The organism is Streptomyces sedi (assembly GCF_006335015.1).
Classification (GTDB): domain Bacteria; phylum Actinomycetota; class Actinomycetes; order Streptomycetales; family Streptomycetaceae; genus Streptomyces; species Streptomyces sedi.
Map to the genome: position 1 here is coordinate 21,111 of NZ_VDGT01000004.1, position 23,923 is coordinate 45,033.

The following is a 23,923-nucleotide window of genomic DNA, read 5'->3' on the forward strand; positions in this document are numbered from 1 at the left end:
GTGGCGGGTTTCCCCTGCCGCCGTCGCCCCGGTGGGCGGGCTTTGGGCGCGGGTGTCAGCCGGCGGCCGTCAGGACGCCGGTGCGGTAGACCGTTCCGGAGCAGGTGCCGTCGAGCAGGATGCGCGCGGCTTCCGGCTCCCCGGCCGCCGGGGTGTAGCGCAGCACCACGCCCGCGGACTCGCCGCCACTCCCGCTGCTGTCGGACGGCGCGGTGGAGCCGTTGTCGCCCGAGCCGCCGCCGGGGCCGCCCGGGTCGGAGCCGCCGGCGCCGCCCGCACCTCCCGCGCCCTCGTTCACGCCCCCGGCGCCCTCGTCGGTGCCGCCGTCGTCGCCCGAGCCGCCGTTGCCCGAGCCGCCGTTGCCGGAACCGCCGCCGGAGCCAGAGCCCCCCGCGCCGCCGCCGACCGTCTCCGAACCGTCCGCGTCACCCGAGCCGCTGGTGTCGCCGGAGGTCCCGGTGGCCCCGGAAGTGCCCGAGTCCCCGGAGCCGTCCGATCCTCCGGAGCCGTCCGCGCCGGCCGAGTCCGCGTCGCCCTCGCCCGTCGACGTCTCCGGGGTCTCCCTGCCCAGCTGCGGGCTGAGCGTGGAGCCGCCGTTCTCCGCCGGGCTCGCCGCGACCGCGCAGCCGCTGATCGCCATGCCGCCGTCCGGCACCCAGGCGAAACGCACCTCGTATCCCTCGCCGGGCGGCAGGATCAGCTCCTCGTGCGCCTCGTCCGGGGTCGGCAGCCGGGTGGCGCGGTCACCCTCCGTACGGTCGACGACCCGCACGAGGGGACCGCCGGCCGAGTCGGAGAGCACCGCCAACTCGCCGTCGCCGGTGACCCGGCAGGCCTCGTTCGAGACGTTGACCATGCGGATCACGCCATAGATCCGGCCGTTCTCGTCGGCCGGCTCGGTGTCGGCCGCGACCTGGCCGAGCTGTTCCCGCAGGCAGCTGGGCGAGGTCACGCCCAGGGTCTCGCGCGCGTCCGTCGGGTCGCCCTCGCCCGGCTCGCCGATGTCGAACGGGTGGTTCTCGCCGTTGCCCGCGCCGCCGTTGGCCAGCTGGCCGGGGTCGGCGCCGTCCGTCGGATAGGTCGCCTCGGGGTCGCCCGGACCGGTGTTGTCGCCCCAACTCCCGGGCGGGCCACCGCCGTTGGAGGTGTCCATGGCCGAGTCCTGGCCGCCGTCCGAGTCGGCGACGCTGGCCATCAGCGGGGCGCCGATGCTCAACAGGGCGACCGAGGCAGCCGCGCCCAGCAGCACATGGCGGCGGCGTCGACGGCGCAGCGGCACCGCCACCCGCAGGTTCTCCAGGGAGTCGGCGCCCGGTTCGAGATCGCCGACGGTCTCCTGGAAGAGCCGCCGCAACGCCTCGACCTCGGCGTCCTTCGCGTCGGCCGGGGCCCCCCGCTCGTCTGCCGAGGCCCCCCGCTCGCCGGGGGTCTCGTGTCGTCCCGCCGGGCGCGGCTCGTCGCGGTCGGCGGAATCGGCCGCCGGGTGCTCCGAGGGCTCGGCCTCGTGCCGGCCCCGCCTCGCGTGGGCGTCGTGGGGCTCCGGGTCCGGCTGGTGCCGGGAACCGGGGCGTGGCTCGGTCATCTGGCGGCCTCCATGGCGACGCGCAGCGCCGCGATCCCGCGTGAACCGTATGCCTTGACCGAACCGGCCGAGATGCCCAGCGTCTTGGCCACCTCGGCCTCGGACATGTCGGCGAAGTACCGCAGCACCAGGACCTCGCGCTGGCGTCGCTGGAGTCCGCGCATCGCCTTTATCAGGTCGGCGCGCTCCAGCTGCTCGTACGCGCCCTCCTCGGCGCTGGCCATGTGGGGCAGCGGCTTGCTGAGCAGCTTGAGGCCGATGATCCGCCGACGCAGGGCGGAGCGGGAGAGGTTGACCACCGTCTGCCGCAGGTACGCCAGGGTCTTCTCCGGGTCGCGCACCCGGCCGCGCGCCGAGTGGACGCGGATGAACGCCTCCTGCACCACGTCCTCGCAGGAGGCGGTGTCGTCGAGGAGCAGGGCGGCCAGGCCGAGCAGCGAGCGGTAGTGCTCGCGGTAGGTCTCGGTCAGGAAGTCGACGGTGGTTCCCTCAGCCATCGCGTCGTCCGCACCCGCGCCGAGGGCGGGGATGCGACTCGGTCGCGCCGCCGGCAGGGGCGCGGTCACGGCCCCGCCCCCGGCTCCCGACGAGTGGGGACGGGAGAACGGTCGGTTCGGCGCCGCCATGAATTCGAGGACCTCTGCCACGCCTGTTGGACACGTTCTCCCCCGCGAAGGTTGTACGGCGCGGGCAAGCGGTCGCCTATCGGGTGATCTGCCCTCATGTTCCCGCCCTGCCGTCGATGTCCTGGTCTGGTCGGTGCCTGGCCCTGCATGCGAGGACGCACTAACGACTCTCCCCGCGACCGCGGTGGGAACGTGCGGCGCGGGGAGAAGAAATCGTCTCTCGGGTGCTCGGTCCCTAGCAAGCCGCAGCGGCCTACGAGTTGGTCACGGGGGACGCACAAGCGGCCATCATCGGACGTCGAGGGTGGCAAACAAGTCAGCGAACGGTCCGGCCGGGGCCGTGCGACCGACGGGACCGCACCGCGGTGGCGGGGTCCCGCGGCGGAGTCCGGCGGCGGGCGACGCCGCCGAACCCGCCTCCGGGCGACCGGAGTCAGCGCCCCGTTCCGCCGTAGACCACGGCCTCGTCGCTCTCGCTGTCGAGGCCGAACGCGGTGTGCACCGCGCGGACCGCCGAGTCGGCGTCATCCTCGCGGGTGACGACCGAGATCCGGATCTCCGAGGTCGAGATCAACTCGATGTTGACCCCGCTGTGGGAGAGCGCCTCGAAGAACGTCGCCGTGACGCCGGGGTTGGTCTTCATCCCCGCGCCGACCAGCGAGATCTTGGCGACCTGGTCGTCGTAGCGCAGCGCGTCGAAGCCGATCTGGGAACGCCGCTTCTCCAGCGCCTCGATCGCCTTGCGCCCCTCCGTCTTGGGCAGGGTGAAGGAGATGTCGGTCAGCCCGGTCGAGGCGGCCGAGACGTTCTGCACCACCATGTCGATGTTGATGGTGGCGTCGGCGATGGCCCGGAAGATCTTGGCGGCCTCACCCGGCTTGTCCGGCACCCCCACGACCGTGATCTTGGCCTCCGAGGTGTCGTGGGCCACCCCCGAGATGATTGCCTGCTCCACCGCTTCCCCTTCCTGCTGACGGCTCCCGACCCAGGTCCCGGGCTTGCCGGAGAAAGACGACCTGACGTGGATCGGGATGTTGTAACGGCGGGCGTACTCCACACACCGGTGGAGCAGCACCTTCGAGCCGGAACTGGCCAGTTCCAGCATGTCCTCGAAGGAGATCCAGTCGATCTTCCTGGCCTTCTTCACCACCCGGGGGTCGGCGGTGAAGACGCCGTCGACATCGGTGTAGATCTCACAGACCTCGGCGTCCAGCGCGGCGGCCAGCGCCACCGCCGTGGTGTCCGAGCCGCCCCTGCCCAGGGTGGTGATGTCCTTGCTGTCCTGGGAGACGCCCTGGAAACCCGCGACGATCGCGATGTTCCCCTGGTCGACGGAGCTCTTGATGCGCCCGGGGGTCACATCGATGATGCGTGCCTTGTTGTGCACGGCGTCGGTGATCACGCCGGCCTGGCTACCGGTGAACGACTGGGCCTCGTGGCCCAGCGAGGTGATCGCCATCGCCAGCAAGGCCATGGAGATGCGTTCCCCGGCGGTCAACAACATGTCCATTTCCCGCCCCGAGGCGACGGGGGACACTTCAGCGGCGAGATCCATCAGCTCGTCCGTCGTGTCGCCCATCGCGGAGACCACGACCACCACCTGGTGGCCGTTCTTCTTGGCCTCGACGACTCGCTTGGCGACCCGCTTGATACCTTCGGCATCGGCTACGGAGGAGCCGCCGTACTTCTGCACGACAAGGCCCACGTGTGCTCGCTCCTCGTGTAAGTCACTCTCCGCAGTCGCTGAGGACTGCGGCCGGCTGAATACTACCGAGCGAAGCCATGGCCCCGCCCGTCCAGCCACGAGCCCTGCCCGCTGGTCGGGGGGTCACACGGAAACAAGCACGAAACGTAATCGACCTCACATCAGCAGCGAAATGCTGAGAGTGGTCGACGATGATGTCGACACGGCGAGGATGATGTCGGCAGGACGTGGAAGCCGCAGGAAACCCGGCACAGATGGGGCACAACATGAATATGCGCGGTCTCGAAGAACTCACCGGAGTGCCCGAGCCCGCCTGGCCCCGGCTGGTGAGCAGGGTCTCCTCGGCCACCGTCCCCCTGGAGATCGTGCCGGTCGACGCCGCGTTGGGCCGTTCGACGCTCCTCCAACTCCAGGTCACCGCCCGTTCCTACCTGGGCGCCTTCGCCCTGCACTGCGGCGGGCTGCTGCTGGACGACGGCTGGCTCCGGGTCTTCGGCAGCGCGACACCCCGCAATCCGCACGGGCTGCCCAGCCTCGCCCGGGTCAACGCGTTCCCCGCCGACCTCGTCCCCGGCTGGCGGCCCGGTTCCGGTCTGGTGCTGGCGCAGGACGTGGTCGGCGGCGTCTTCGCGCTCAACGGGCCGGAGCCGGAGGCCGCCGGGCGTCCCGGCCGGCCGGACGAGGTGATCTACTTCGCGCCCGACACCCTCGGCTGGACCGCGCTCGACGTGGCGCACCAGGGCTGGTTCGACTGGCTGCTGACCGGCGGGTCCGCCGCGTTCTACCAGGACGTGCGGTGGCCCGACTGGCGCGCGGAGACGAAGGCGCTGGCCACGGCCGGCGAGGGGCTCTCGGTCGTGCCGCCGCTCTGGTCGCGTGAGGCGCGCGCCGACCTGTCGGGGACCTCGCGCCGGCCCGTGCCGATGGGCGAGCTGCTCGGGTTGCACCAGGAGTACGCCCGCCAGCTGACCGGCGCCGACCCGGGCTTCCTCGGGGAGACGGACGTCCCGGAGTAGCCGTGCCGTTGGGGGACGCCCTCGGCGCCTCGACGTTCCAGAGGCGGGCCGGGTGGGCCGGGCGGGACCTGGTGGACCGGACCGAATCGGGGCGGGGCGGATCGGGGCGGGCGGGGACGCGCGACCGGTGCGTATCGGGCATATCTTTTGTTTATGGGCGTTTCGCGGCGCGGCTCCCGGCTCTCCTCGCTGGAACCGCCGGTGGTGGAGGCGCTGGAGCGGACCGGTGCCTACGGCGCCCTGGTCCATCTGCTCCAGCCCGGTTCCACGCTGCTCCGTCTCGCCCTGATCAGCGGCGTTCCCCCTAACCTCGCCTGGCAGTGGACGCGGGTCGAGCTCGGCTCCCGCCAGCCGGTCGCCGAGGCGGCCCGGCGCCTGCGACTCGCGTGGCGGGACGTCCAGGGGCGCGGCGAGGTGACGGGCGAGGGGCAGGCCGCGATGGCCCTGCCCTACGCGTTCGCCCTCGGCTCCGCCCCGATCCGCGACGCGCACGACGCGCCCGACACCTGCTGGGGCGTCGCCACCCTGCTCTGGCCCGCCTCCCACCCGCGCGGCCCCTCCGCGGGCGAGGCGAACGAGCTGCACCGGCTCTGCCGCCGGCTGGCCGGGCCGCTGCGGCGCGCGGAGGAGGAGGGCGAGCCGCACGTCGCCGACGCGGAGCCGGTCGTGCTCTCCCGACCGCGGTCGCGCACCCCGACGCCGCACGAGGCGCTCGCCGCCGCCGACCTGGTCGAGGGGCTGCCCGACGGCTGGTGCGCCGTCGACCTCTTCGGGGTCGTCGCCTACGCCAACAGCCGGGCCGCCGAACTCCTCGACACCCGGGTCGACGCACTCCTCGGCAGCCTGCCGGCCGAGACCGTGCCCTGGCTCGGCGACCCGATCATCGAGGACCGCTACCGCACCGCCATCTTCAGCCGGGAGCCGCTGTCGTTCTCCATGGCCAAGCCCTCCGGCGAGTGGCTGACGTTCCACGTCTACCCGGGCCCGCGGGGCATCACCATCCGGATCAGCCCGGCGCCGGCGAGGGCCGCGGGCGACGAACGCCCGCCCGACCTCGGTCTCCCCCACGCGCCGGCGGAGGGCGGCGCGCTCTACCAACTGCTCCAGCTCGGCGCCGCGCTCACCCAGGCCGTCGGGGTCAAGGACGTGGTGGAAACGGTCGCGGAGCAGGTGATGTCGGCCTTCGAAGCACAGGGGCTGATCATCTATGTGGCGGAAGGCGGTCGACTTCGGTCCGTCGGCTATCGCGGCTTCACCAGGCGGCAGCTGGAGCGCTACGACAACACCCCGCTGCACCCGCCCCCTTCACCCCCGGCGAGGACGCTGGTCAACAGGGCCCCCGCGTTCTACGACTCCCGCGAGGACCTGGCGCTCGACTACCCGGAGCTGCGCGGCAACCTGGTGATGCGTGCCTGGGCCTTTCTGCCGTTGATCACCTCCGGTCGCTCAGTGGGCTGCCTCGTGCTCACCTATGACCGGGACCATCACTTCACTTCCGAGCAACGAGCGGTACTGACCTCGTTGTCCAGCCTGATCTCCCAGGCCCTGGACCGGGCGCGGCTCTACGACGCCAAGCACCAGCTGGTCCTCAGCCTCCAGGCCGGGCTGCTGCCGCACCGGCTCCCCGAAGCCGGGGGGCTGTCCGTGGCGGCCCGCTATCTGCCGGCCACCGAGGGCATCGAGATCGGCGGCGACTTCTACGACGTGATCCCGTTGGACGCCCGCCACACCGCGGTCGCCATCGGCGACGTCCAGGGCCACAACGTGCGGGCGGCGGCGCTGATGGGGCAGGTGCGCACGGCCGTGCACGCCACGGCGGGCGCCGCGCCCGGCGAGGTGCTGCGCCGCACCAACCGGCTGCTCACCGACCTCGACCCCGGCCTCTTCACCAGCTGCCTCTACGGCCACTACGACCGTTCGACGCACCGACTGCGGCTGGCCAGCGCCGGCCACCCGCCGCCGCTGCTGCGCCACCCGGACGGGCGGGTCGACCTGCTGACCGTCCCGCCCGGGCTGCTGCTGGGCATCGACCCGGCTGCCGAGTACCCGGAGACCGAGGTCGCGTTGCCGCCGGGATCGGTGCTGCTCATGTACACCGACGGCCTGATCGAGACCCCGGGCGAGGACCTGGAGGACTCGGCGCTGCGCCTGGCCGGCCAGCTGGTGCGCGGCGAGGGCCAACGGATGGACGCGCTGGCCGACACGCTGCTGCACGGCACACACCACGCGGAGACCAGGGACGACGACATCGCGCTGCTCCTGCTGCGGACCGTGGACTGACCGCGCTCCGTTCCCGTTCGTTCCGTTCCGTTCCGTTCCGGTCCGCTCCGGTCCGCCGGTCCAGGTCGTCCGGTCCCGGTCGTCCGGGGACTCAGCGCGGGTCGCGCGTCCGCAGCCCCAGCGGGGCGCCGATCTCGGCGGCCATGACCCGCCCGGCCTGGCGCTCCAGGTCGCCGTCCTCCGCCGCGCTGTCGGTGTCCAAGCCGTTCAACTCGGCCAGCGGCGTGTTCAGTCGGACGTGCGCCACCAGCGACTGGAGCGCGCGCAGGGCGGCACTGGCCGTGGGGCCCCAGTTCGTCAGGTAGGAGAACTGCCACCACCACAGCGCCTCGCTGACCCGGCCCCTGCCGTAGTGCGCCATGCCGTGGCGCAGGTCGCTGACGATGTTCGCCAGGTCGTCCGATATCCGGGCCGCCACCGGCTTGCTGTGCGGCACATAGGGGTCGAAGACCTCGGAGTAGACATCCACCGGCGTCAGCAGCGCCGCCAGCCCCTCGCGCAGCGAGTCCATGTCCGGGTCGGGGCCCGCGTCCGGCTCGTACCGCTCGTCCGGGAGGATGTCCTCGTGCGCCCCCAACCGGCCGCCGGCCAGGAGCAGTTGCGAAACCTGGAGCAGCAGGTAGGGCACCGCGCTGTCCGGGTCGTCGCCTCTGGCGACCTCGGTCACCGCGACCACGAAGCTCTCGATCTGGTCCGCGATCTGCACCGAGAAGCTGTCGGGCCCGGTCAGGGCCCCGACGGCCTCCTCGCGGACCGACGGGCCGGCCTGCTCGACCTGGTCCATCGGCGTCTCCTCGATCTCCGGCCTCGTCGTCGCATCGGACATCAGGCGGTCGCCTCCCCAAAGGTCACTACGTCTGCAACGGACGCCGCGCGCACCACGTTCCCGGCCGCGCGGACGTCCGGCGGAACGGCACCGGCCCTCGCCGCCACCGTCCGCGCGTCACACATCAAGCAGCCGCCTGCCCTCGAAGGCCCGGCCCAGGGTGACCTCGTCGGCATACTCCAAGTCTCCCCCCACCGGCAGGCCGCTGGCTAGCCGGGTGACCCGGAGGCCCATGGGGCCGACCATCCGCGCCAGATAGGTGGCGGTGGCCTCGCCCTCCAGGTTGGGGTCGGTGGCCAGGATCAGCTCGGTGACCGAACCGTCGGCGAGCCGCGCCAGCAGCTCCCTGATCCGCAGGTCGTCCGGGCCGACCCCGTCGATGGGGCTGATCGCGCCGCCCAACACGTGGTAGCGGCCCCGGAACTCGCGGGTCCGCTCGATCGCCACCACGTCCTTGGGCTCCTCGACCACGCAGATCACGGCCGGGTCCCGGCGGGGGTCGGCGCAGACCCGGCACCGCTCCTCCTGCGCGACGTTGCCGCACACGGCGCAGAACCTGACCTTCTCCTTGACCTCGGTGAGGGCGTGGGCGAGCCGGCGCACGTCGGCGGGCTCGGACTGGAGGATGTGGAAGGCGATCCGCTGGGCGCTCTTCGGGCCGACGCCGGGGAGGCGGCCCAACTCGTCGATGAGTTCCTGGACTACGCCCTCGTACACGGGATGCCTCTTCCGCCTTCGCCGTCCGCACCACCTGCGGCGACCATCGCCTGGACGGCCGCGCTCCTGCTCGTGTTCCCCGGGGCGAGGGCCGACGCGGCGGTCGGTGTGGCCGCCGCGGTCGTCATCGCCTCCGTGCCCGCCGTGGCCCTCGTGCCCGCCATGCCCTTCGTGGACCTGGTGGACCTCGTGGACCTCGTGCCCGCCGTGGACCTCATGGCCTTCGTGCTCGCCGTGCTCGCCGTGCTCGCTGTGGTCGTCATGGTCGCTGTCGCGGGGTGGCTCACATCGGCAGGCCGGGGATGCCGCCGCCGCCCAGACCCTGGGCCAGCGGGCCCAGCTTCGCCTTCGCCAGCTCCTGGGCCGCGTTGTTGGCGTCGCGAACGGCGGCGATCACCAGGTCGGCCAGGGTCTCGGTGTCCTCGGGGTCCACGGCGGCGGGCGAGATCACCAGGGCGGTCAGCTCACCGGAGCCGGTGACCGTGGCCTTCACCAGGCCACCGCCGGCGCTGCCCTCGACCGGGGTCTCGGCCAGCTCCTGCTGCGCCGTGGCGAGATCCTGCTGCATCTTCTGGGCCTGCTGCAACAACTGCTGCATATCGACCCCACCGCCACCAGGGAACACGGGCTTCACTCCTGGGCTATCGACAACAATTCCGTACCCCTGAGCGTACGGGCTCCGGCGGCTTCGGTCTCACTCGTGCCGAATCTCCTCAACAACCGTCGCTCCCAGCTCGCGAACGATCAACTCGTGGCCGTTGAGCGCCGTCTCGTCCAGGTCGGGATCGTCCTCGTCCGGGATGTCGTCCTCGACGGCCACCCGGGGGCGCGGCGCGGGGGGCGCCTCGGCCACCGGAGCCGGGGCGGCAGGGGCGGGGGCCGGCGGCGCCTGGTGCGTCGACTGGCCGGGCTGCTGCGGGGACGGGGCGGCCCCAGGCGCCGGCGGCTGGGCCGGGGACTGCTGCGCCGAGGGCTGCCGCGGGGGCGCGGAACGGTCCGCAGGCGGCGCCTGGTGCGGCGGGGGGGCGGCCGGCGGCGCCGAGGGGCCGGAGCCGAACCCGCCTCCCGGCCCGCCGAACCCGCCTCCGGGACCGCCTCCCGGCCCGCCGGAACGGGGGCCACCGCCCCCGCCCTGGTCGACCACGGCCTCGATCCGCCAGGTGACGCCCATCCGGTCGTTCAACGCCTGACGCAGCACGTCTTCGCTGCCGCTGTTGACGAAGTTGTCCCGGGCGCCGGAGGAGGCGAAGCCGAGACGGAGCGTGGAAGTGCCGTTGTCGAAGCCGACGACCTGGGCGTTCTGGCTCAGCAGGATCCAGCTGTAGCGGCGGCGCTTCTTCACCGCGTCAAGGATCTCCGGCCACAGCTGGCGCACCTGCGCCGGGTCGCCCCCGCCGCCACCGGGCGCGGGCGGCGGCGCGGCGGCCACGGGCTCCGGCCGGGACGCCGGCTCGGGCCGCGCGGCGGGCGCGCCCCCGCCCCCCGGCCAGGCGCCGGGGCGCGGGCCGCCACCGGAACCGGCGGCCCCCGAGGGCCACGCGCCGGGCTGCGGCTGCTGCTCCTGGGGTTGCTGTTCCTGCGGTTGCGACTGCACGGGGGGCTGCTGCTCCCGCACCGGCGGCGGCGCCGGCTGCGCGGCCGGGGGCGCCTGCGCGGCAGGGGGAGCGGGAGCCGGGGCGACGGGCGCCGCCTGCGCCTGCGCCGCCTGCGCCGGCGGCCCGGCCAGCGAGACGCCGCGCTCCAACCGCTCCAACCGGCTCTGCAACGACCGTTCGTCGTCGAACGCCGCCGGCAGCAGCACCCGCGCACAGATCAGTTCGAGCTGCAACCGGGGGGACGTCGCGCCCCGCATCTCCGTCAACCCGGAGTTGACCAGATCGGCGGCTCGGCTCAACTCCGCCGCGCCCATCCGTGTCGCCTGCTCCCGCATCCGCTCCAGCACGTCGGCGGGAGCGTCGATCAGGCCCTTCTCCGCCGCGTCGGGAACCGCGGCCAGGATCAGCAGGTCCCGCAGCCGCTCCAGCAGGTCCATCACGAAACGACGCGGGTCGTGCCCGCCCTCGATCACCCGGTCCACCACGCCGAAGGCGGCCGAGCCGTCGCCCGTCGCGAACGCGTCGACGACGCTGTCCAGCAGCGCGCCGTCCGTGTACCCGAGCAGCGCGGTCGCCATGTCGTAGGTGACGCCGGAGTCGGTGGCGCCCGCGAGCAGCTGGTCCATCACCGACATCGAGTCCCGCACCGAACCCGCGCCCGCCCTGACCACCAGCGGCAGCACTGTCTCCTCGACCGGAATCGACTCGCTGCCGCAGACGCTGGCCAGATACTCCCGCAGCGTGCCGGGGGGAACCAGCCGAAAGGGGTAGTGGTGGGTGCGCGACCTGATGGTGCCGATGACCTTCTCGGGCTCCGTGGTCGCGAAGATGAACTTCAGATGCTCCGGAGGCTCCTCCACCACCTTCAACAGGGCGTTGAACCCCGCCGAGGTGACCATGTGCGCCTCGTCGATGATGTAGATCTTGTACCGGCTGGACGCCGGGCCGAAGAACGCCTTCTCCCGCAGGTCCCTGGCGTCGTCGACACCACCGTGCGACGCGGCGTCGATCTCGATCACGTCGATCGAACCGGGCCCGTTCCGTGCCAGGTCACGGCAGGACTGGCACTCCCCGCAGGGGGTCGGCGTCGGGCCCTGCTCGCAGTTGAGACAACGGGCGAGGATCCGCGCGCTCGTCGTCTTTCCGCAGCCTCGCGGGCCACTGAACAGATACGCGTGGTTGACCCTGTTGTTCCGCAGGGCCTGCTGCAACGGATCGGTGACATGCTCCTGCCCGATGACCTCGGCGAAGGTCTCGGGTCGGTAGCGGCGGTACAGCGCGAGGGAGGACACGACAACGACGATATCGGCCCCCACTGACAACGCGAGGGCCCCTCACGCACCCACCAGAGCCCACCTACCCTTGCTGCCTTCCGGCCCTGGGGGAGTTCAGTGAGATAGCGCCGCGTGAGGGGCTGTCCCCAACCCTACCGGATGCTTCCCCCGCCCCTCACACCCCCGGCCCAACGGAAGCGGGTTCGCGACCACACTCCTCGGTCTTGTATCGTGTCCGGCGGAGGATTCGCCTAGAGGCCTAGGGCGCACGCTTGGAAAGCGTGTTGGGTTCACACCCTCACGAGTTCGAATCTCGTATCCTCCGCCCAGCCTTCACCGGGCTGTCACGAAGCCCCGACCGGCTCGCCGGTCGGGGCTTCGTCGTGCTCCGTCTCACTTTCCGTCTCAGTCGCCCGGACTCAGGTCGTCGGCTGCTCGCCCCAGAGCGCGTCGCCGACCTGCCCCGCGACCTGCTTCAGGACCGGCCCGGTGATGTGCATGTACCGCGCCCGCATCCGGGCGGCCCCGCCCGGCTCCCATCCCATGATCGCGTCGGCGACGACATCCGGGACGCCGAGGATCAGCAACACCGTCGCGGCGGTGTGGCGCGCGTCGTGCAGCCGGCCGTCCCGCACCCCGGCGTCCCGCAGCAGCTGCTTCCACACGTGGTAGTCCGTGTTCGGACTCAACGGCCCACCGGTCGGCGAGGCGAACACATAGCCCGTCCCCCGCCAACCCCCACCGGCCGCCTCCCGCTCCCGTTCCTGCTCCTCCCGGTGCTTACGCAGCAGCTTGACCACCGGCTCGGGCAGCCCGATCGTGCGACGGCCCGCGCGCGACTTCGTTGACTTGAACTCGCGTCGCACCTGCTTTCGTTGCGGGCAGTACCCCGGCTTCCGGCCGCAGGTGTCGCCGCAGCCGTGCGCGTACTTGGGCCGCAACCGGTTCTTCCTGGTCCGCAGATAACCGGCCGCCAGGTCCACGTCCTCCCAGTGCAGCCCGAGCGCTTCGCCCTGCCGCAGGCCGAGCGCCAGGGCGACGACCCACCGTGCGCTGTTGCGGAGCCTGGATGCCTCCAGGAGCACCCGTTGCACCTCCTCGATGGTGAACGGCTCGATGTCCTCCTCTTCCAGTCGAGGCGCCTTGGCGATCTCCGCGACGTTGACCGTGAGATGCCCCCGCCTGACGGCTTGGCCCAGGGCGACCCGGATGGTCCGGTGAACGTGATGGGCCGTCGCGGCGGCGCTGCCGTTGCGCTGCATCTTCAGGTAGAAGCGCTCCAGGTGCTCCGGCTTCAGCCCGTCGAGCAGATGGGCGCCCAGCCCCGGCACCAGGTGCACACGCACGTCCACCTCGTAGCCGTCGTAGGTGTTCTCGGACACGTACGGCTTGGCGATCTCGGTGACCCAGTGCTCAAGCCATGCGCCGAGCGTCCACCGCTTCCCGGCCTTGCGCAGCTTCCCGGCGTCCCGCTGCTTCTCCAACTCCCGGACGGCGCGGGTGACCTCGGCGCGCGTCCTACGCTCGACGTGCCGGCGGTCCGGCTTCCCGTCGTCGCGCACGCCCACGGTGACGCGGCCGTGCCACTTCCCGTCCTTGCCGAGGTAGATCGAGGAAGCGCCGTTGGGCTGGCGCGTCCGCTTCTTCTGTTCTGGCTGCTCCGTCATCGTCGCCCCCTCACGCGGCCAGGGCGGCACGGGAGGAAGCCCGCAACCGGTGGACGTAGGCGGCCAAGGCATCAACGGGAACACGCCGCAGCCGCCCCACGGTCACCGACTCGATCTGGCCGGAGGAGATCAGGGCGTAGCAGGTCGTCCGCCCGATCCGCAGCCGATGAGCCGCCTCCTCAACGGTGAGCAGGGCGGTGTGGGTGGTGGTCTCGGTGAACTCCTTCACAGCGATGTCTCCCTGATCGTTTCGCGGGCGGTGGTGCGGTGGGTCTGTTCGGCTTGGCCGAGGCTTGCTGAGAGCCAGGTTTCGGCGGGGCTGAGGCCGACTCCGGCGTAGGTCCATTCGGCGATGACGAGGGTGGTTTCCCCGTCCGGGCCGTGGTCGCCGGCTTGTTGGCGTCTCCATTCGGCGCGGGCGTCGCGAAGCGCGCCGAGGGTGGTGGAGTAGTGGCGGGATTTGGTGGAGAAGTGGCCTCGGAAGCCGAGCATGTGGGCCCAGGCGCGCAGGCGTAGGTGTTCGAGGTTGGTGCGTGCGCCGAGGTTCCAGGCGGTTCGGATGAGGCGTCGGGCGTGGTCGGAGATGTCCAGGGGGCCGAGTTCGGCGAGGAACTTGAGGGGGCGGTCGAGGGCACCCGTGGTTGCCTCGGCGCCTTTGGTGGCGTACTTGGCGATGTAGCCGGCTACGGCTTGGTCGGTGAGTTCGGTGTCGCCGTCGAATTCCGTGCTGCGGATGGTGCGGACGTCGGTTTGGCGGCCGAAGGTGAGGGTGTGGGTTCGGCTGTCGATGGTGGGGCCGGTGATGTGGGTTCGTTGTGCGGCGGTGTGGATGGCGTCGGTGAGCAGTTCGGCGGTCGCCCACGAGGGCGGGGTGGTCGAGCCGCCGTGGGGGCCGTCGAGGCGGATGACGGCGTGGAAGTGGACGGCGCCGCGTTTTTGGAACTCGGCGACTTTGGCGAAGGAGACGCGGGCGTGGTCGGCCAGGGCGCGTTGGGTGAGTCCGGCGCGTTTGGCGATCTCCCGCCGGAGGTGGATGGTGAAGCGGCGCCAGAGGTGTCCGGCGTGGGCGTTCCAGAGCACCGCGGCTTCGTAGTCGTAGCGGTCGGGGTCGAGGGGTTGTCCGAGTCGGGTGTCGTCGGGGTGGTGGGTGGTTCCGCAGCGGCAACGGGCACCGGCGGTGGGGCGGTTGTGGACGGGGCCGAAGCTGGGGGCGGTGAGGGTGGCGAAGACGCGCGGGTGGGTGGCGATGCGTGCTGGGGTGCCTTTGCCACCTTTGAGGCCGGCGGTGATGAGGTGGTAGGTGTCGCGGCGGTAGGTCTCGGCGCAGGCGGGGCAGCGGGTGGCGCGGCGGTTGTTGCAGCGGGTCAGCAGGTTCCCGGCGGGCAGCTCGGTGGAGACCAGAGACCGCAGCGGGGCGCCGATCTCTCCGGTGGTGGCGTCGATGGGGTGTTCGGTGCGGTGTCCGTTGAGGCGAACGGGGCGGGTGCAGCCGCCGAGGCGGGCGAGTTGGTGGCCGAGGGCGGGCAGGGTTCCGGTCGCGGCGAGTTTTCCGAGTTCGGGCAGCGGGGGCGGGGTGGTGCGGGTGAAGATGGGACTGCTCCTTCTGCGTGCGCGTGGGTGGAGTGGGGGTCCCGGGGGCGGTGGATGCTTGGCGGTATCGGTTCCGCCCCGGGGCCTCGGTCCGTTGCTCGTTGGCTAGTTGTCTAGTCGTGTTGGTTGTTGACGATGTCGACTCCGGTGCGGGTGCCGTTGTCGATGGCGGGGGCGGCGAAGGTGTCGGCGAGGTAGAAGCCGAACAGGGCGATCAGGGCCACGGCCCATGGGCGGATGCCGAGCAGGCGCACGGCGGCCCAGGCGGCGAGGCCGAAGACGACGACCACGGGCAGGTTCACGTTCACGGTGCGGTCTCCCTCAGCGGCGTTTCAGTGGGCGGAGCAGCGGTGTGTGGTGGCGGCGAGTTCGGCGGCCGAGCGGGTGTCGTACTCGGCGGAGAACCCGCAGCGGGGCGCGGTGCAGGCGGCCGTGTGCTTCTCTCGGCCACGCTGGTCATAGCCGGTGGCGACCTGGACCGGACCGAGGCGGGCGAGGTTGCGGAAGCGGCGCAGCATCAGGCGTGATCTCCCTCGTTCCAAGCTGTCGGTTGATGGCCTCGGCCAGCGGTGCGGGGACGCCGAGGCGGGCGCGGAGTGTGCCGGTGTCGATGGGTTGGCCGGTGCGTTGCTGGTGTTCGGCGGCGACCTTCCGCGCGTGCTCCACCAGCGCGGCCGGGACAGGCGGAGGAGGAGGCGCGGCGGGGGCGACCTCGGGTTCGATGGAGGCAGGTTGTTCGAGTTGGCGTGTGTGGGCGAGGAGCGTTCCGCCGAGGAAGGCGAGGGCGGGCCAGCCGGCGACCAGGACGCGCAGCCAGTCGGGCACGTCGCCCAGGTCGAGGAGGCCAGCGGTCGCGATGTTCGCGCCGAGCGAGGCGGCCAAGGCGATCAGGAACCAGCACCAACCCGCCGCCACCCCGTTCCCGGACCGCAGTCGCCGCCAGGCCGCCACCAACAGCAGGTCAACGGAGACCGGATACGCCCACGCCTTCCACCCGTCCTGTCCGGCAGCCGCCGCCAGGTCGTGAATGTGCGCGAACGACAACGCGGCAGCGATCACCGCCTGAACCAACACCGGGTCCGGCCTGATCAGATGTGCACGCAACGCGATCAACTCCCCGCAGGTACGGTCTCGACCGCCGTCGAGGCCCCGGGCCGGAAACGAGCAAGAGCGGGCAGCACCGGAGTCCGGTGGGTATGGATCGCGCAGTGCGTGGCAGCGTCGGTCAGCGACAGGTACGGGGTGCGCGCCCGTGTCCAACGCCCGGAGGAATCGGCGGCCACGGCGAGGCCGGGGCGTTCGGCGGGGATGGCGCAGGCGGCCGTGACGGCTTCGGGCGCGATGTCGCCGAGGGCCATCTTCGCGGAGGCTTCGTCGTTGACTCGGTGGCAGACGCGACCGGTCAACTGGGCGCGGAGCATGGTGGCCCCCTTGCCCAACTCGGCGCCGAAGCGCTGCCCACAGACCTCCAGGTAGATCCCGGCTGCGCGGCCGAGTTGCGCCAGCCGCACGAGATGCGTCACCAACTCGTCCCGCCGTTCCTCGTCCTTCCGCGTCGCGGTCAGGAACAGCTCCGCCACCTCGTCCACGAACACCACCACCGGCATCGGCCGTTCCTCCTCCGGCAACCCCCACACATCCGACGTGGCCCCGTCGTCCCGTTGCCGGGCGCGTATGAGGTCATAGCGCTCCTCCATCAACGCCACGAGCGCGGGCAGGAGTTGACCGGCCTCGGCCGGGTCGGTGGCCAGCGCCGACAGGCGTGGTGCGAACGGAGCCAGCTCGACGCCGCGCTTGCAGTCGATCCCGACCAGCGCGACCCGCTGCGGGGCAAGGCCGGCAACGAGATGCCGCAGGTACATGGACTTCCCCGACAGCGTCGCGCCGAGGGTGAGTTGATGCGGAACGGTGCGGTAGTCGCGCACGAACGGCGTGGCGTCCTCCCGCAACGCGACCGGCACCCGCAGCAACCCGTCACCGCCGTCGCTCGTTCTCGGCATTCGCACGTCGTTGAGTACGTCGAAGCCGACCAGGCGCAGTTCCACTACACCCGGTTTGACCTCGGCGACGTGCACGGCGTGGACGCTCCACGCGTGGCGGAGGCGTTCGGTCGCGGCGGCCAGGTCGGCTACCTCCTGCCCAGGGGCGAGCCGCAGCCGCACCCGCAACCCCGTGGCTGTCGGACGCACCAACCCACGCCGAGGCGGAACAGGCCGCACCTCCCGACGCGTCGTCGCCCGAACAGCCAACGCCCGCAACCGGGACGGAGGAACGGCCAGCCCGCACGCCTCCATGACCGACCCGTAAGTGGTCAGCAACCGGACAACTGACCACGGCAGGCCGACCGTTGACCAGTACAGACGCGGGCACCTCGCGCGGGCGAGGGCTGCGCCCCCGGCAGCGGCGGCCACCGGGGCGCCGGTGCTCAACAGGGTGACCAGTTCGGACACGTCAGGCCCCCGCCGAGGCCGGGAGGGCGGCCGGGGTGACGGCGGCGGCGCGGAAGGCGATGCCGTGGCGGGACTGGCCGTTGAAGACCGACTCCCACGGCCGGGCGATCAGCCCCGGCAGCGCGACCGGGCCGCCGAGGGCCAGGCCCTCGGAGACGCCGGACTCGGGGACGGTCACCTGGAGGAGGGAGGATTCCCCGTCCTCCAGGTAGACGACGCCAACCTTCATCAACGCTTCGCCCGTCACGGCGTCCTTGGCGATCTCCCCGGTCTGCCGGTCGCGGACCTTGGGGGCCGGCTCCTCGGTCAGCAGGATGGTGGCGGCGGAGGTCTCAACTCGGATGGTGCGCACGCTCGTTAACTCCTCGTACGGTTTTCCAGACACCGGGACGACCGTGTACGGCTAGTCGTCTAGACAAGATGCGATCCGGTGGCCCCGCGGGTGTGGTGGCGTGGTCCAGTGTGCCACACCTCTGACTACTCGTCTATACGAGTATGGGTGTTGGTGTGTACGAGTCGTTCCGACCGGCTCCCGAAGAAGCCGTCCTGTCAGGTGCCGTCAATTGGCGGGGAGTTGGTAGGCCAGCACGTAGGCGTCGGCGGCCATCACGGTGTCGCAGACCTCGACCGCGCGGCCCTCGGTGTCGTAGGCGGTGCGCACGAGGTGGATGACGGGGACGCCGGCGGCCAGGTGGAGGCTCTTGACCTCGGCGGGGGTGGGCATCCGGGCGCGCACCTCTTCGTCGAAGTGGTCGAGGCGGTGGCCGAGTTCTTCCAACCGGGCGTAGATGCCGCCGGGACCCGGGTTGGGCTGGGCGATGGGGGTGTCGCGGGCGATGTCCAACGGCAGGAACGAGGCCGCGAACTCGACCGGCCGCCCATCCAGCAGGTAACGCCGCCTACGCGCCAGGACCTTGCGCGGCTCACCGAGCCTTGTGGCGATGTCGCGGGTGGGGCGTTCCTCCTTGACCTGGAGGTTGTCCACCTCGGGACGGCTCCCGGCCGCCTCGGCCTCCACCGTGAACGCGGACTTCCCCTGATCCCGATGCCGCCGCGCGAACCGGTCGGAGGCGAGGCGCCGCACGGGCGGCCGGGGGCGGACGAAGACGCCCTTGCCGTGCTCGGAGTGCACCAGCCCTTCGCCCTGGAGGACGGAGAGCGCGTTGCGTACGGTCATACGGGAGACGCCGAAGTGCTCCACCAGCTCGGACTCCGATGGCAGCTTGGCGCCCTCCTTGAAGCGGCCCTTGTCGATCGCTTCGCGCAGCCGGTCGGCGATCTGGCGGAAGACCGCCCGGTCACTGGTGGAATCCAGCGAGCCGAGAACGCCGGAGGAAAGAGGCGCCATGGAAGTACTCCTTTAGGTATCTAGACGAGAAGCTGAGTTCTGTTGCTACGGTGGGAAGCCTAGCCAGTCGAGAGGGCCGAGGAACATGAGTCGTGAGCGTCCGCACTCCGTCAGCGTTGCGGGAGTGATCGTGGACGATCAGGGACGTGCACTGCTGATCAAGCGGCGCGACAACGGCAAGTGGGAACCGCCCGGGGGCGTGCTGGAGGCCGGGGAGACGATCCCCGAGGCCCTGGAACGCGAAGTCCTCGAAGAGACCGGCATGAAGATCGCCGCGCCCGCAGCCCTCACGGGCGTCTACAAGAACATGACCGGCCTGATTGTCTCCCTGGTCTTCCGCTGCACCGCCATCGGCGGCCAGCCGACGACCGGGGACGAGACCAGCGAACTGCGCTGGGTCACCCGCGAGGACGTCTCGACACTGGTCGACGAGGCGTACGCGGTCCGCGTCACGGACGCCCTGGACGGGGCCAACCCGCCGGCGGTCCGCGCGCACGACGGCGTGCGACTCGTCTAGCACCAACCCATACCCCATAGCCGCCTACCAGCACGGAGAAACTTGTATGCACGAGTATACGAGCACACGTGAGACGGGTAAATGGCCTCAGAACCATCGGGCCGACGAACCGCCCCTCAACACGCCTACCGGGTGGCTCCGATGAGCCCGGCGACCACCACCAGGACGACCGTCCCCTACATCACCCAGTGGACCGGCGAACGTTCCGTGCGCACGGAGGTCGTGGCCCGACGTGGGCGGCTGGCGTACGCGGACGAGCGTTCCTACGACCGGGACACCGGCGGCGTCCTGTGGCGCCGTGCCCCCTCCACACCGGGCAAGGGCAAGCCGAAGTTCGGCGCGGTCCACCCGCTACGCCAACGCGTCGCGCTGGCGGGCCTGTTGTGCCAGGTCTGCGGAAGCCCGGCGGACCGCAACGAAGACGGCGTGCTCTGGCTCATGGGTGAGGCATCGGACAACCCCGGTGACTGGCCACAGGGGTTGGAGACGGCCCACCCGCCGGTCTGCCTGCCCTGCGCGACGCTCTCCGTCCGGGCCTGCCCCCACCTCAGAGCACGCTTCGTCGCCCTACGCGTCCGGGCTTGGAGCCTGGTGGGAGTCCAAGGCGCCCTGTACCAGCCCAGCTACAACGGCCCCGTGCTGACCGGAGGCACCAGCATCGCGTTCGACGACCCCGACATAGATTGGATCATCGCCAGCCAACTCATCGCCTCACTCGACCGCTTCACCTTCACCGACCTCGAAGCCGAGACCCAAGCGGCCGGCAGCTCCACCAGCAATCACCGGCAGCGTGAGTAACAACCTTCTCTACGACATCAAGACGCCGCGCAAGCGCGGCGCGCACGGCAGCGGCGGCCCCCGGGCCGCCGCTCCTGTCTCCGCCCCGCTCCGGCCCGCAGCCGCCGGCCGCGCACCACAGTGCAGTTCGTGAAGGGTTGCTGTTCCGGGCGCCGTCGTGGCTGGGGGTCGGCTCCACGGCTTTACGCACCTGCCGGGCTCGGGGCCCGCGTCGGGCAAGGACAGGGGGCCATCGGCCGGATTAACCGGGCAGGGCTCCGCCCCGCCCGATCAGCTGAGCAAGCGTACGGCCCCCTGCCCATGCCCGACCCCAACCCCGACAGGACACCGCCCAAACCCGCTCCACCGACCTTGGCCCGGGTGTGGCGCCCGGCAGAGGGACTGTGCATGGCTGCCACCGCCCCCTGCAGCTACGACGAAGAGTCCTTCAGCGCATCAGATCGGTTCCGCCATCTATGCCCCAATGGCATGCCGGCCCAGATACGATCGCCCAGGTAACGGAGCGCAGGGGCAGCAGTCGATCAATTTAGGGAACAAAAATGGCGGAAAATCCCAACAAGAGGAGATATCTCAACCGGCCCTCGAATATTCATTTCAGGGTTGCAGGGTACAAGTCGCTGCGAGATGAAGTTTCCATTCCAGTGCGACCCTTGACTCTCATTGGAGGGGCAAATAGTGCCGGAAAGTCGAGCTTTATGCAAGCAATTCTCTTGCTGAAGCAGACCATTGAAGCACAGTTTGATCCTGGTCCGCTACTGCTGGACGGGCCCAATGTGGCGATCACTGAGACCAGGCAAATGTTTTCACGGGGTAAATCCCAAAGAGATACCTCGAAGATCTTGAGGATCGGGATGTCCACCAAGCGCATGAGCGTGGATCTGTCGTTCGTCAAGGGGGGGAGAGGTCTGCAGTTGGAAGCAATGGAGGTAGAGCAAGACCAGAAGAGAATGCGAATCCGCGAGGATACGCAAGGGGGTAGAGATCTGATCGATCAGATTCCGAATTTCCGAAAGCAGACCTACAGGAGAATCCTCGATTCCGAGGAAGATGTCTCCCTCTTTACAAGAAGAGATCGTTGCTTTTTCGAAGTAGTTATTAAGATGGGGGGCCTCACGGGAGTAGGCGTCCCTTACGACCCCGTGAATCTATTTCGCCGGATCGCTCTTGATGTTATCCATGTCCCAGGTCTTCGTGGGAATCCCGAACGGGTCTATCCAAATTCGGCGGTGGGGTCCGCATTTCCTGGAACTTTCGAAAAATACGTAGCCAGCTTGATCCACGACTGGCAGACTCCCAGGAAAGAGAAAGCAGATCATCTAAAATCGCTGAACCGTGACCTCGAAGAGCTGGGTCTCACTTGGAAAATTACCGCCCGCCCGGTCAACGACACGAGCGTTGAGTTGCTCGTCGGTCGGATGCCGCACGCGCAGCAAGGGGGCGCACATGACGTAGTAAATATCGCCGATGTGGGTTTCGGGGTATCTCAGACGCTCCCGGTCCTGGTTGCTCTATCGGTAGCCCGACCTGGGCAGATCGTTTATTTGGAACAACCCGAAATTCATCTTCACCCTAAAGCTCAGTCGATTCTTGCTGGGATCCTCGTTCGCCACGCCAAACGGGGAGTAATGATCGTGGCAGAAACGCATAGTTCGCTTCTTATAAAGGCGGTCCAAACGTCATTGGCTCGAGGGGAAATTGGCCCTTCCCAAACAGCCCTCCACTGGTTCGGGAGATCGCCTGAAACGGGTGTCACTACTGTGAGAACAGCGGAATTGGACGAGCTGGGACGCTTTGGAGATTGGCCTATCGACTTCGATGATATCGCACTAGAGGCCGAAATGGGCTATCTGGATGCAGTCGAGAATCGATTGGCTGTTGATGCCGAAGCAGGAGAGGGTGGGGAAAATGAGTGACAGAGTGGTCGTTGACGCCTGCGTAGGTCGAGAGGCAGGGGAGACGAACGCTCCACGCTCCAAATCTTCTCGCCTTGTGCTCGAAGCGATCCTGCGGCAGGGGGTCTTCGTTGATTTTTCTCCCGAGGTCGATCGAGAGTGGAGAAAGCATGCATCCAGGATTTCTATCATGTGGCAGACTCGGATGATCGCCAAGAGGAGACTCAACAAAGTCAGAGATAAGCCGAGTGCTCTTTTGAGGAAACATGTGAGAGATCTGCTAGGGAACCCCGATGATATTGCGGCATTGAATAAAGACGTTCATCTGTTAGAGCTGGCTTTAGCGTATGGCTCCGGAATAATCTCGAGCGACGATAGGTCGGGGCGTCTTTCGCGTATTGTCGCTGAAGGGTATAGACCGCTCAGGCGGGTGCAGTGGGTTAGCCCGCACGATCCAGAAGGCTCTTGCCTGGCGTGGGTTGCTGGGACGCTCGCAGACAAGGAGGTCGGCAGATTGGGTGACGGGGGCTGAATTTCGGCTGCAGAAGATAGAAACGGGTGTGTCACGGATTCTTCCTCTGAGCAGACGAGGGCGGGAGACGTGGGTGTGATTTGAAGCCGTGGAATCGTTTCACGAAGCGTGCCGTGTCGGCACACGTGACGGGTCTTAGCGGTGGTACGGCAGTGGAGTACAGCAACGCGAGCAACCAGCGGCCCATCACCGTCTCGCAAAGCTCTCACGGCGGCCTCTTCGACCTTCGATGACCGGTCTCTTTCGATCTACAGACCAGAAGGCGGCCATGTCAGCATGACAGGTCGGTTCGGGGCCAGGGCCACTTACCGCCCAGTCGGCGAGCCGCCGATTGGGCACAGGTCACCCTCTGTATCAGCTCGCAATGAGGTGGTTGAGTCGACGGACCAGGCGAGGTGGAGTGGGGGTTTGCGGTCGCTAGGAATCAGCCCTGGTGGGGTGGCTTCATGCTCGACTGTGAAGGCACAGAGCGTCCAGGACAGAGCCCGGGCGTATGGCGGGCGTCGTCGCAGCCGCCACCAGAAGTTCGTGCCGTTAACGGCGACGCGTCGCGAGCCCTTGCGGGGGCAGCACCATGGCTCCTCCCCAACCGCCAAGGTGCCAGCAAGTCTCGTCCGCCGCCCGTCTCATTTTGCGTCTCATTCAGCGGCGTTCACTGCCGGTCCGGCGGGGCCGCTGCCCATGTCACGCTTGGCCCACAGCAGCTGACAGATTCAGGTGAACGGGCTCGAACGGTCGGCGACGAGGCGCCAACAGACTTGGAAAGCGTGTTGGGTTCACACCCTCACGAGTTCGAATCTCGTATCCTCCGCCCAGCCTTCACCGGGCTGTCACGAAGCCCCGACCGGCTCGCCGGTCGGGGCTTCGTCGTGGTGTCGTCCCGGTGTCGGTGTGCGCGACGCCCGTTGGCCGAGCGCGTTCGCCCTGCCGGCGTGGGGGAGCGTCGTCGTTGGTGACGCGGGGCGGTGCTCCGGGGCCGTTGGGCTCGTCGGGTGGCACGGAGGTCGTCAGCGCGGACGCGGATCTTCTACTGGATCGGCGGAGTGACGTTGGTCGTCGTTGCTGTCGCCCCGCGGGTCGGATCGTGAGACGGCGGCGCTCGGAACGGAATGGACACGTCGAGGCGGAACGGGGAGCCGGGGGTCGTCGGGGTCCAGCCCGTGTGGAGGGCGTGCCGGATCGCCCGGGCCACGTCGGACGGGAGCACGGGTTCGGCCGGGTGTCCCATCCAGTTGCTCGGGTGGGGTTGGTCGGTGGTGACGACGAGGGTGGTTCCGGGGGTGTCCGCGTGCTCGGCGGCGAAGGTGCAGGGGGTCCAGCCCATGCCCTGGTCGTAGGTCGGGCGTCGGCGCACCCGCCAGCGGAAGGTCGTGCCGTTGACGACGATGCGTCGGGCGCCCCTGCGGGGGAGTGCCATGGTTCCTCCTCAACGCCCCCAGGGTGCCAGCGGGTTGGCCGCCGGCGCGCGTCGTTTCGTGTCGTGGGGGTGGGGAGCTTCCGGCGAACCG

23 protein-coding genes, 1 tRNA gene and 1 other RNA gene are annotated in these 23,923 nt (G+C 69.9%); 7 read left to right on the plus strand and 18 right to left on the minus strand.

Annotated elements, in window-relative coordinates; genetic code table 11:
• Window positions 1–55 precede the first annotated feature (55 nt).
• The 3 genes from FH715_RS06805 to FH715_RS06815 form a co-directional block, all read right to left on the minus strand.
• Window positions 56–1,582, minus strand: coding sequence for a hypothetical protein (locus tag FH715_RS06805; protein ID WP_139641809.1), 1,527 nt, complete (start codon window positions 1,580–1,582; stop codon window positions 56–58).
• Window positions 1,579–2,208: a SigE family RNA polymerase sigma factor gene (locus FH715_RS06810; RefSeq protein ID WP_139641811.1), complete on the minus strand. Its 630-nt coding sequence runs from the start codon at window positions 2,206–2,208 to the stop codon at window positions 1,579–1,581. Before FH715_RS06810 ends, FH715_RS06805 begins: the two co-directional genes overlap by 4 nt.
• A 433-nt stretch (window positions 2,209–2,641) precedes the next feature.
• Entirely contained in the window at window positions 2,642–3,913 is a 1,272-nt protein-coding gene (locus FH715_RS06815; RefSeq protein WP_139641814.1) for an aspartate kinase, read from the minus strand.
• 272 nt (window positions 3,914–4,185) lie between these two features.
• Here FH715_RS06815 and FH715_RS06820 point away from each other — a divergent pair, with 272 nt between their 5' ends.
• Both FH715_RS06820 and FH715_RS06825 read left to right on the plus strand, forming a co-directional pair.
• Window positions 4,186–4,929, plus strand: a complete 744-nt coding sequence (locus FH715_RS06820; protein ID WP_139641816.1) for a DUF2625 family protein — start codon at window positions 4,186–4,188, stop codon at window positions 4,927–4,929.
• A 153-nt stretch (window positions 4,930–5,082) separates the two neighbouring features.
• Entirely contained in the window at window positions 5,083–7,209 is a 2,127-nt protein-coding gene (locus tag FH715_RS06825) for a SpoIIE family protein phosphatase (RefSeq protein ID WP_139641818.1), read from the plus strand.
• 91 nt (window positions 7,210–7,300) lie between these two features.
• Here the strand turns inward: FH715_RS06825 and FH715_RS06830 are convergent, their stop codons facing one another.
• The 5 genes from FH715_RS06830 to ffs all read right to left on the minus strand — a co-directional run bounded on the left by FH715_RS06830 (window position 7,301) and on the right by ffs (window position 11,766).
• The gene (locus tag FH715_RS06830) at window positions 7,301–7,993 is read right to left on the minus strand and encodes a DUF5063 domain-containing protein (RefSeq protein ID WP_139642301.1); all 693 of its coding nucleotides are present in this window, start codon (window positions 7,991–7,993) and stop codon (window positions 7,301–7,303) included.
• Window positions 7,994–8,152: 159 nt separating this feature from the next.
• Window positions 8,153–8,752, minus strand: coding sequence for a recombination mediator RecR (gene recR, locus FH715_RS06835; RefSeq protein ID WP_139641820.1), 600 nt, complete (start codon window positions 8,750–8,752; stop codon window positions 8,153–8,155).
• Between the two features lie 283 nt (window positions 8,753–9,035).
• A complete protein-coding gene (locus FH715_RS06840) occupies window positions 9,036–9,377 on the minus strand; it encodes a YbaB/EbfC family nucleoid-associated protein (protein WP_097234075.1) in 342 nt (113 codons plus the stop codon).
• Between the two features lie 69 nt (window positions 9,378–9,446).
• The gene (locus tag FH715_RS06845) at window positions 9,447–11,639 is read right to left on the minus strand and encodes a DNA polymerase III subunit gamma and tau (RefSeq protein WP_139641823.1); all 2,193 of its coding nucleotides are present in this window, start codon (window positions 11,637–11,639) and stop codon (window positions 9,447–9,449) included.
• A gap of 30 nt (window positions 11,640–11,669) precedes the next feature.
• Window positions 11,670–11,766, minus strand: an RNA gene (gene ffs, locus FH715_RS06850) — signal recognition particle sRNA small type.
• 95 nt (window positions 11,767–11,861) lie between these two features.
• On the opposite strand from ffs, the gene FH715_RS06855 reads away from it, so the two are divergent.
• Window positions 11,862–11,946 (plus strand) — tRNA-Ser (locus FH715_RS06855).
• Window positions 11,947–12,040: 94 nt separating this feature from the next.
• Here the strand turns inward: FH715_RS06855 and FH715_RS06860 are convergent.
• From FH715_RS06860 to FH715_RS06900, 9 genes are all read right to left on the minus strand, one after another.
• Complete coding sequence (locus FH715_RS06860) at window positions 12,041–13,288, minus strand: tyrosine-type recombinase/integrase (RefSeq protein ID WP_139641825.1); 1,248 nt, start codon at window positions 13,286–13,288, stop codon at window positions 12,041–12,043.
• Window positions 13,289–13,298: 10 nt separating this feature from the next.
• A complete protein-coding gene (locus FH715_RS06865; RefSeq protein WP_170184654.1) occupies window positions 13,299–13,517 on the minus strand; it encodes a helix-turn-helix domain-containing protein in 219 nt (72 codons plus the stop codon).
• Entirely contained in the window at window positions 13,514–14,851 is a 1,338-nt protein-coding gene (locus FH715_RS06870; RefSeq protein WP_246108624.1) for a replication initiator, read from the minus strand. The genes FH715_RS06865 and FH715_RS06870 overlap by 4 nt, the downstream gene beginning before the upstream one ends.
• 140 nt (window positions 14,852–14,991) lie before the next feature.
• On the minus strand, window positions 14,992–15,186 hold the full coding sequence (locus FH715_RS06875) for a hypothetical protein (protein WP_139641831.1): 195 nt from the start codon (window positions 15,184–15,186) through the stop codon (window positions 14,992–14,994).
• Between the two features lie 24 nt (window positions 15,187–15,210).
• Window positions 15,211–15,396, minus strand: coding sequence for a mobile element transfer protein (locus tag FH715_RS06880; protein WP_139641833.1), 186 nt, complete (start codon window positions 15,394–15,396; stop codon window positions 15,211–15,213).
• A complete protein-coding gene (locus tag FH715_RS06885) occupies window positions 15,335–15,982 on the minus strand; it encodes a DUF2637 domain-containing protein (RefSeq protein WP_139641835.1) in 648 nt (215 codons plus the stop codon). Before FH715_RS06885 ends, FH715_RS06880 begins: the two co-directional genes overlap by 62 nt.
• A 5-nt stretch (window positions 15,983–15,987) precedes the next feature.
• Entirely contained in the window at window positions 15,988–17,328 is a 1,341-nt protein-coding gene (locus FH715_RS06890; RefSeq protein ID WP_139641837.1) for an FtsK/SpoIIIE domain-containing protein, read from the minus strand.
• Between the two features lies 1 nt (window position 17,329).
• Window positions 17,330–17,680, minus strand: a complete 351-nt coding sequence (locus tag FH715_RS06895; RefSeq protein ID WP_139641839.1) for an SCO3933 family regulatory protein — start codon at window positions 17,678–17,680, stop codon at window positions 17,330–17,332.
• A gap of 207 nt (window positions 17,681–17,887) precedes the next feature.
• Window positions 17,888–18,676 (minus strand): GntR family transcriptional regulator, encoded by a 789-nt coding sequence (locus tag FH715_RS06900; RefSeq protein WP_139641840.1) that lies wholly within the window; start codon window positions 18,674–18,676, stop codon window positions 17,888–17,890.
• A gap of 85 nt (window positions 18,677–18,761) precedes the next feature.
• On the opposite strand from FH715_RS06900, the gene FH715_RS06905 reads away from it, so the two are divergent.
• The 4 genes from FH715_RS06905 (at window position 18,762) to FH715_RS06920 (ending at window position 22,415) form a co-directional block, all read left to right on the plus strand.
• Window positions 18,762–19,193: an NUDIX hydrolase gene (locus FH715_RS06905; protein WP_139641842.1), complete on the plus strand. Its 432-nt coding sequence runs from the start codon at window positions 18,762–18,764 to the stop codon at window positions 19,191–19,193.
• A gap of 141 nt (window positions 19,194–19,334) precedes the next feature.
• Window positions 19,335–19,991 carry a hypothetical protein gene (locus FH715_RS06910; protein ID WP_139641844.1) on the plus strand — a complete coding sequence of 219 codons (657 nt, stop codon included), beginning with the start codon at window positions 19,335–19,337 and terminating at the stop codon, window positions 19,989–19,991.
• 539 nt (window positions 19,992–20,530) lie between these two features.
• Window positions 20,531–21,904, plus strand: a complete 1,374-nt coding sequence (locus tag FH715_RS06915; RefSeq protein WP_139641846.1) for an AAA family ATPase — start codon at window positions 20,531–20,533, stop codon at window positions 21,902–21,904.
• Entirely contained in the window at window positions 21,870–22,415 is a 546-nt protein-coding gene (locus FH715_RS06920) for a hypothetical protein (RefSeq protein WP_139641848.1), read from the plus strand. The genes FH715_RS06915 and FH715_RS06920 overlap by 35 nt, the downstream gene beginning before the upstream one ends.
• A gap of 1,027 nt (window positions 22,416–23,442) precedes the next feature.
• Here the strand turns inward: FH715_RS06920 and FH715_RS06925 are convergent.
• Complete coding sequence (locus FH715_RS06925; RefSeq protein WP_246108608.1) at window positions 23,443–23,832, minus strand: hypothetical protein; 390 nt, start codon at window positions 23,830–23,832, stop codon at window positions 23,443–23,445.
• Window positions 23,833–23,923 lie beyond the last annotated feature (91 nt).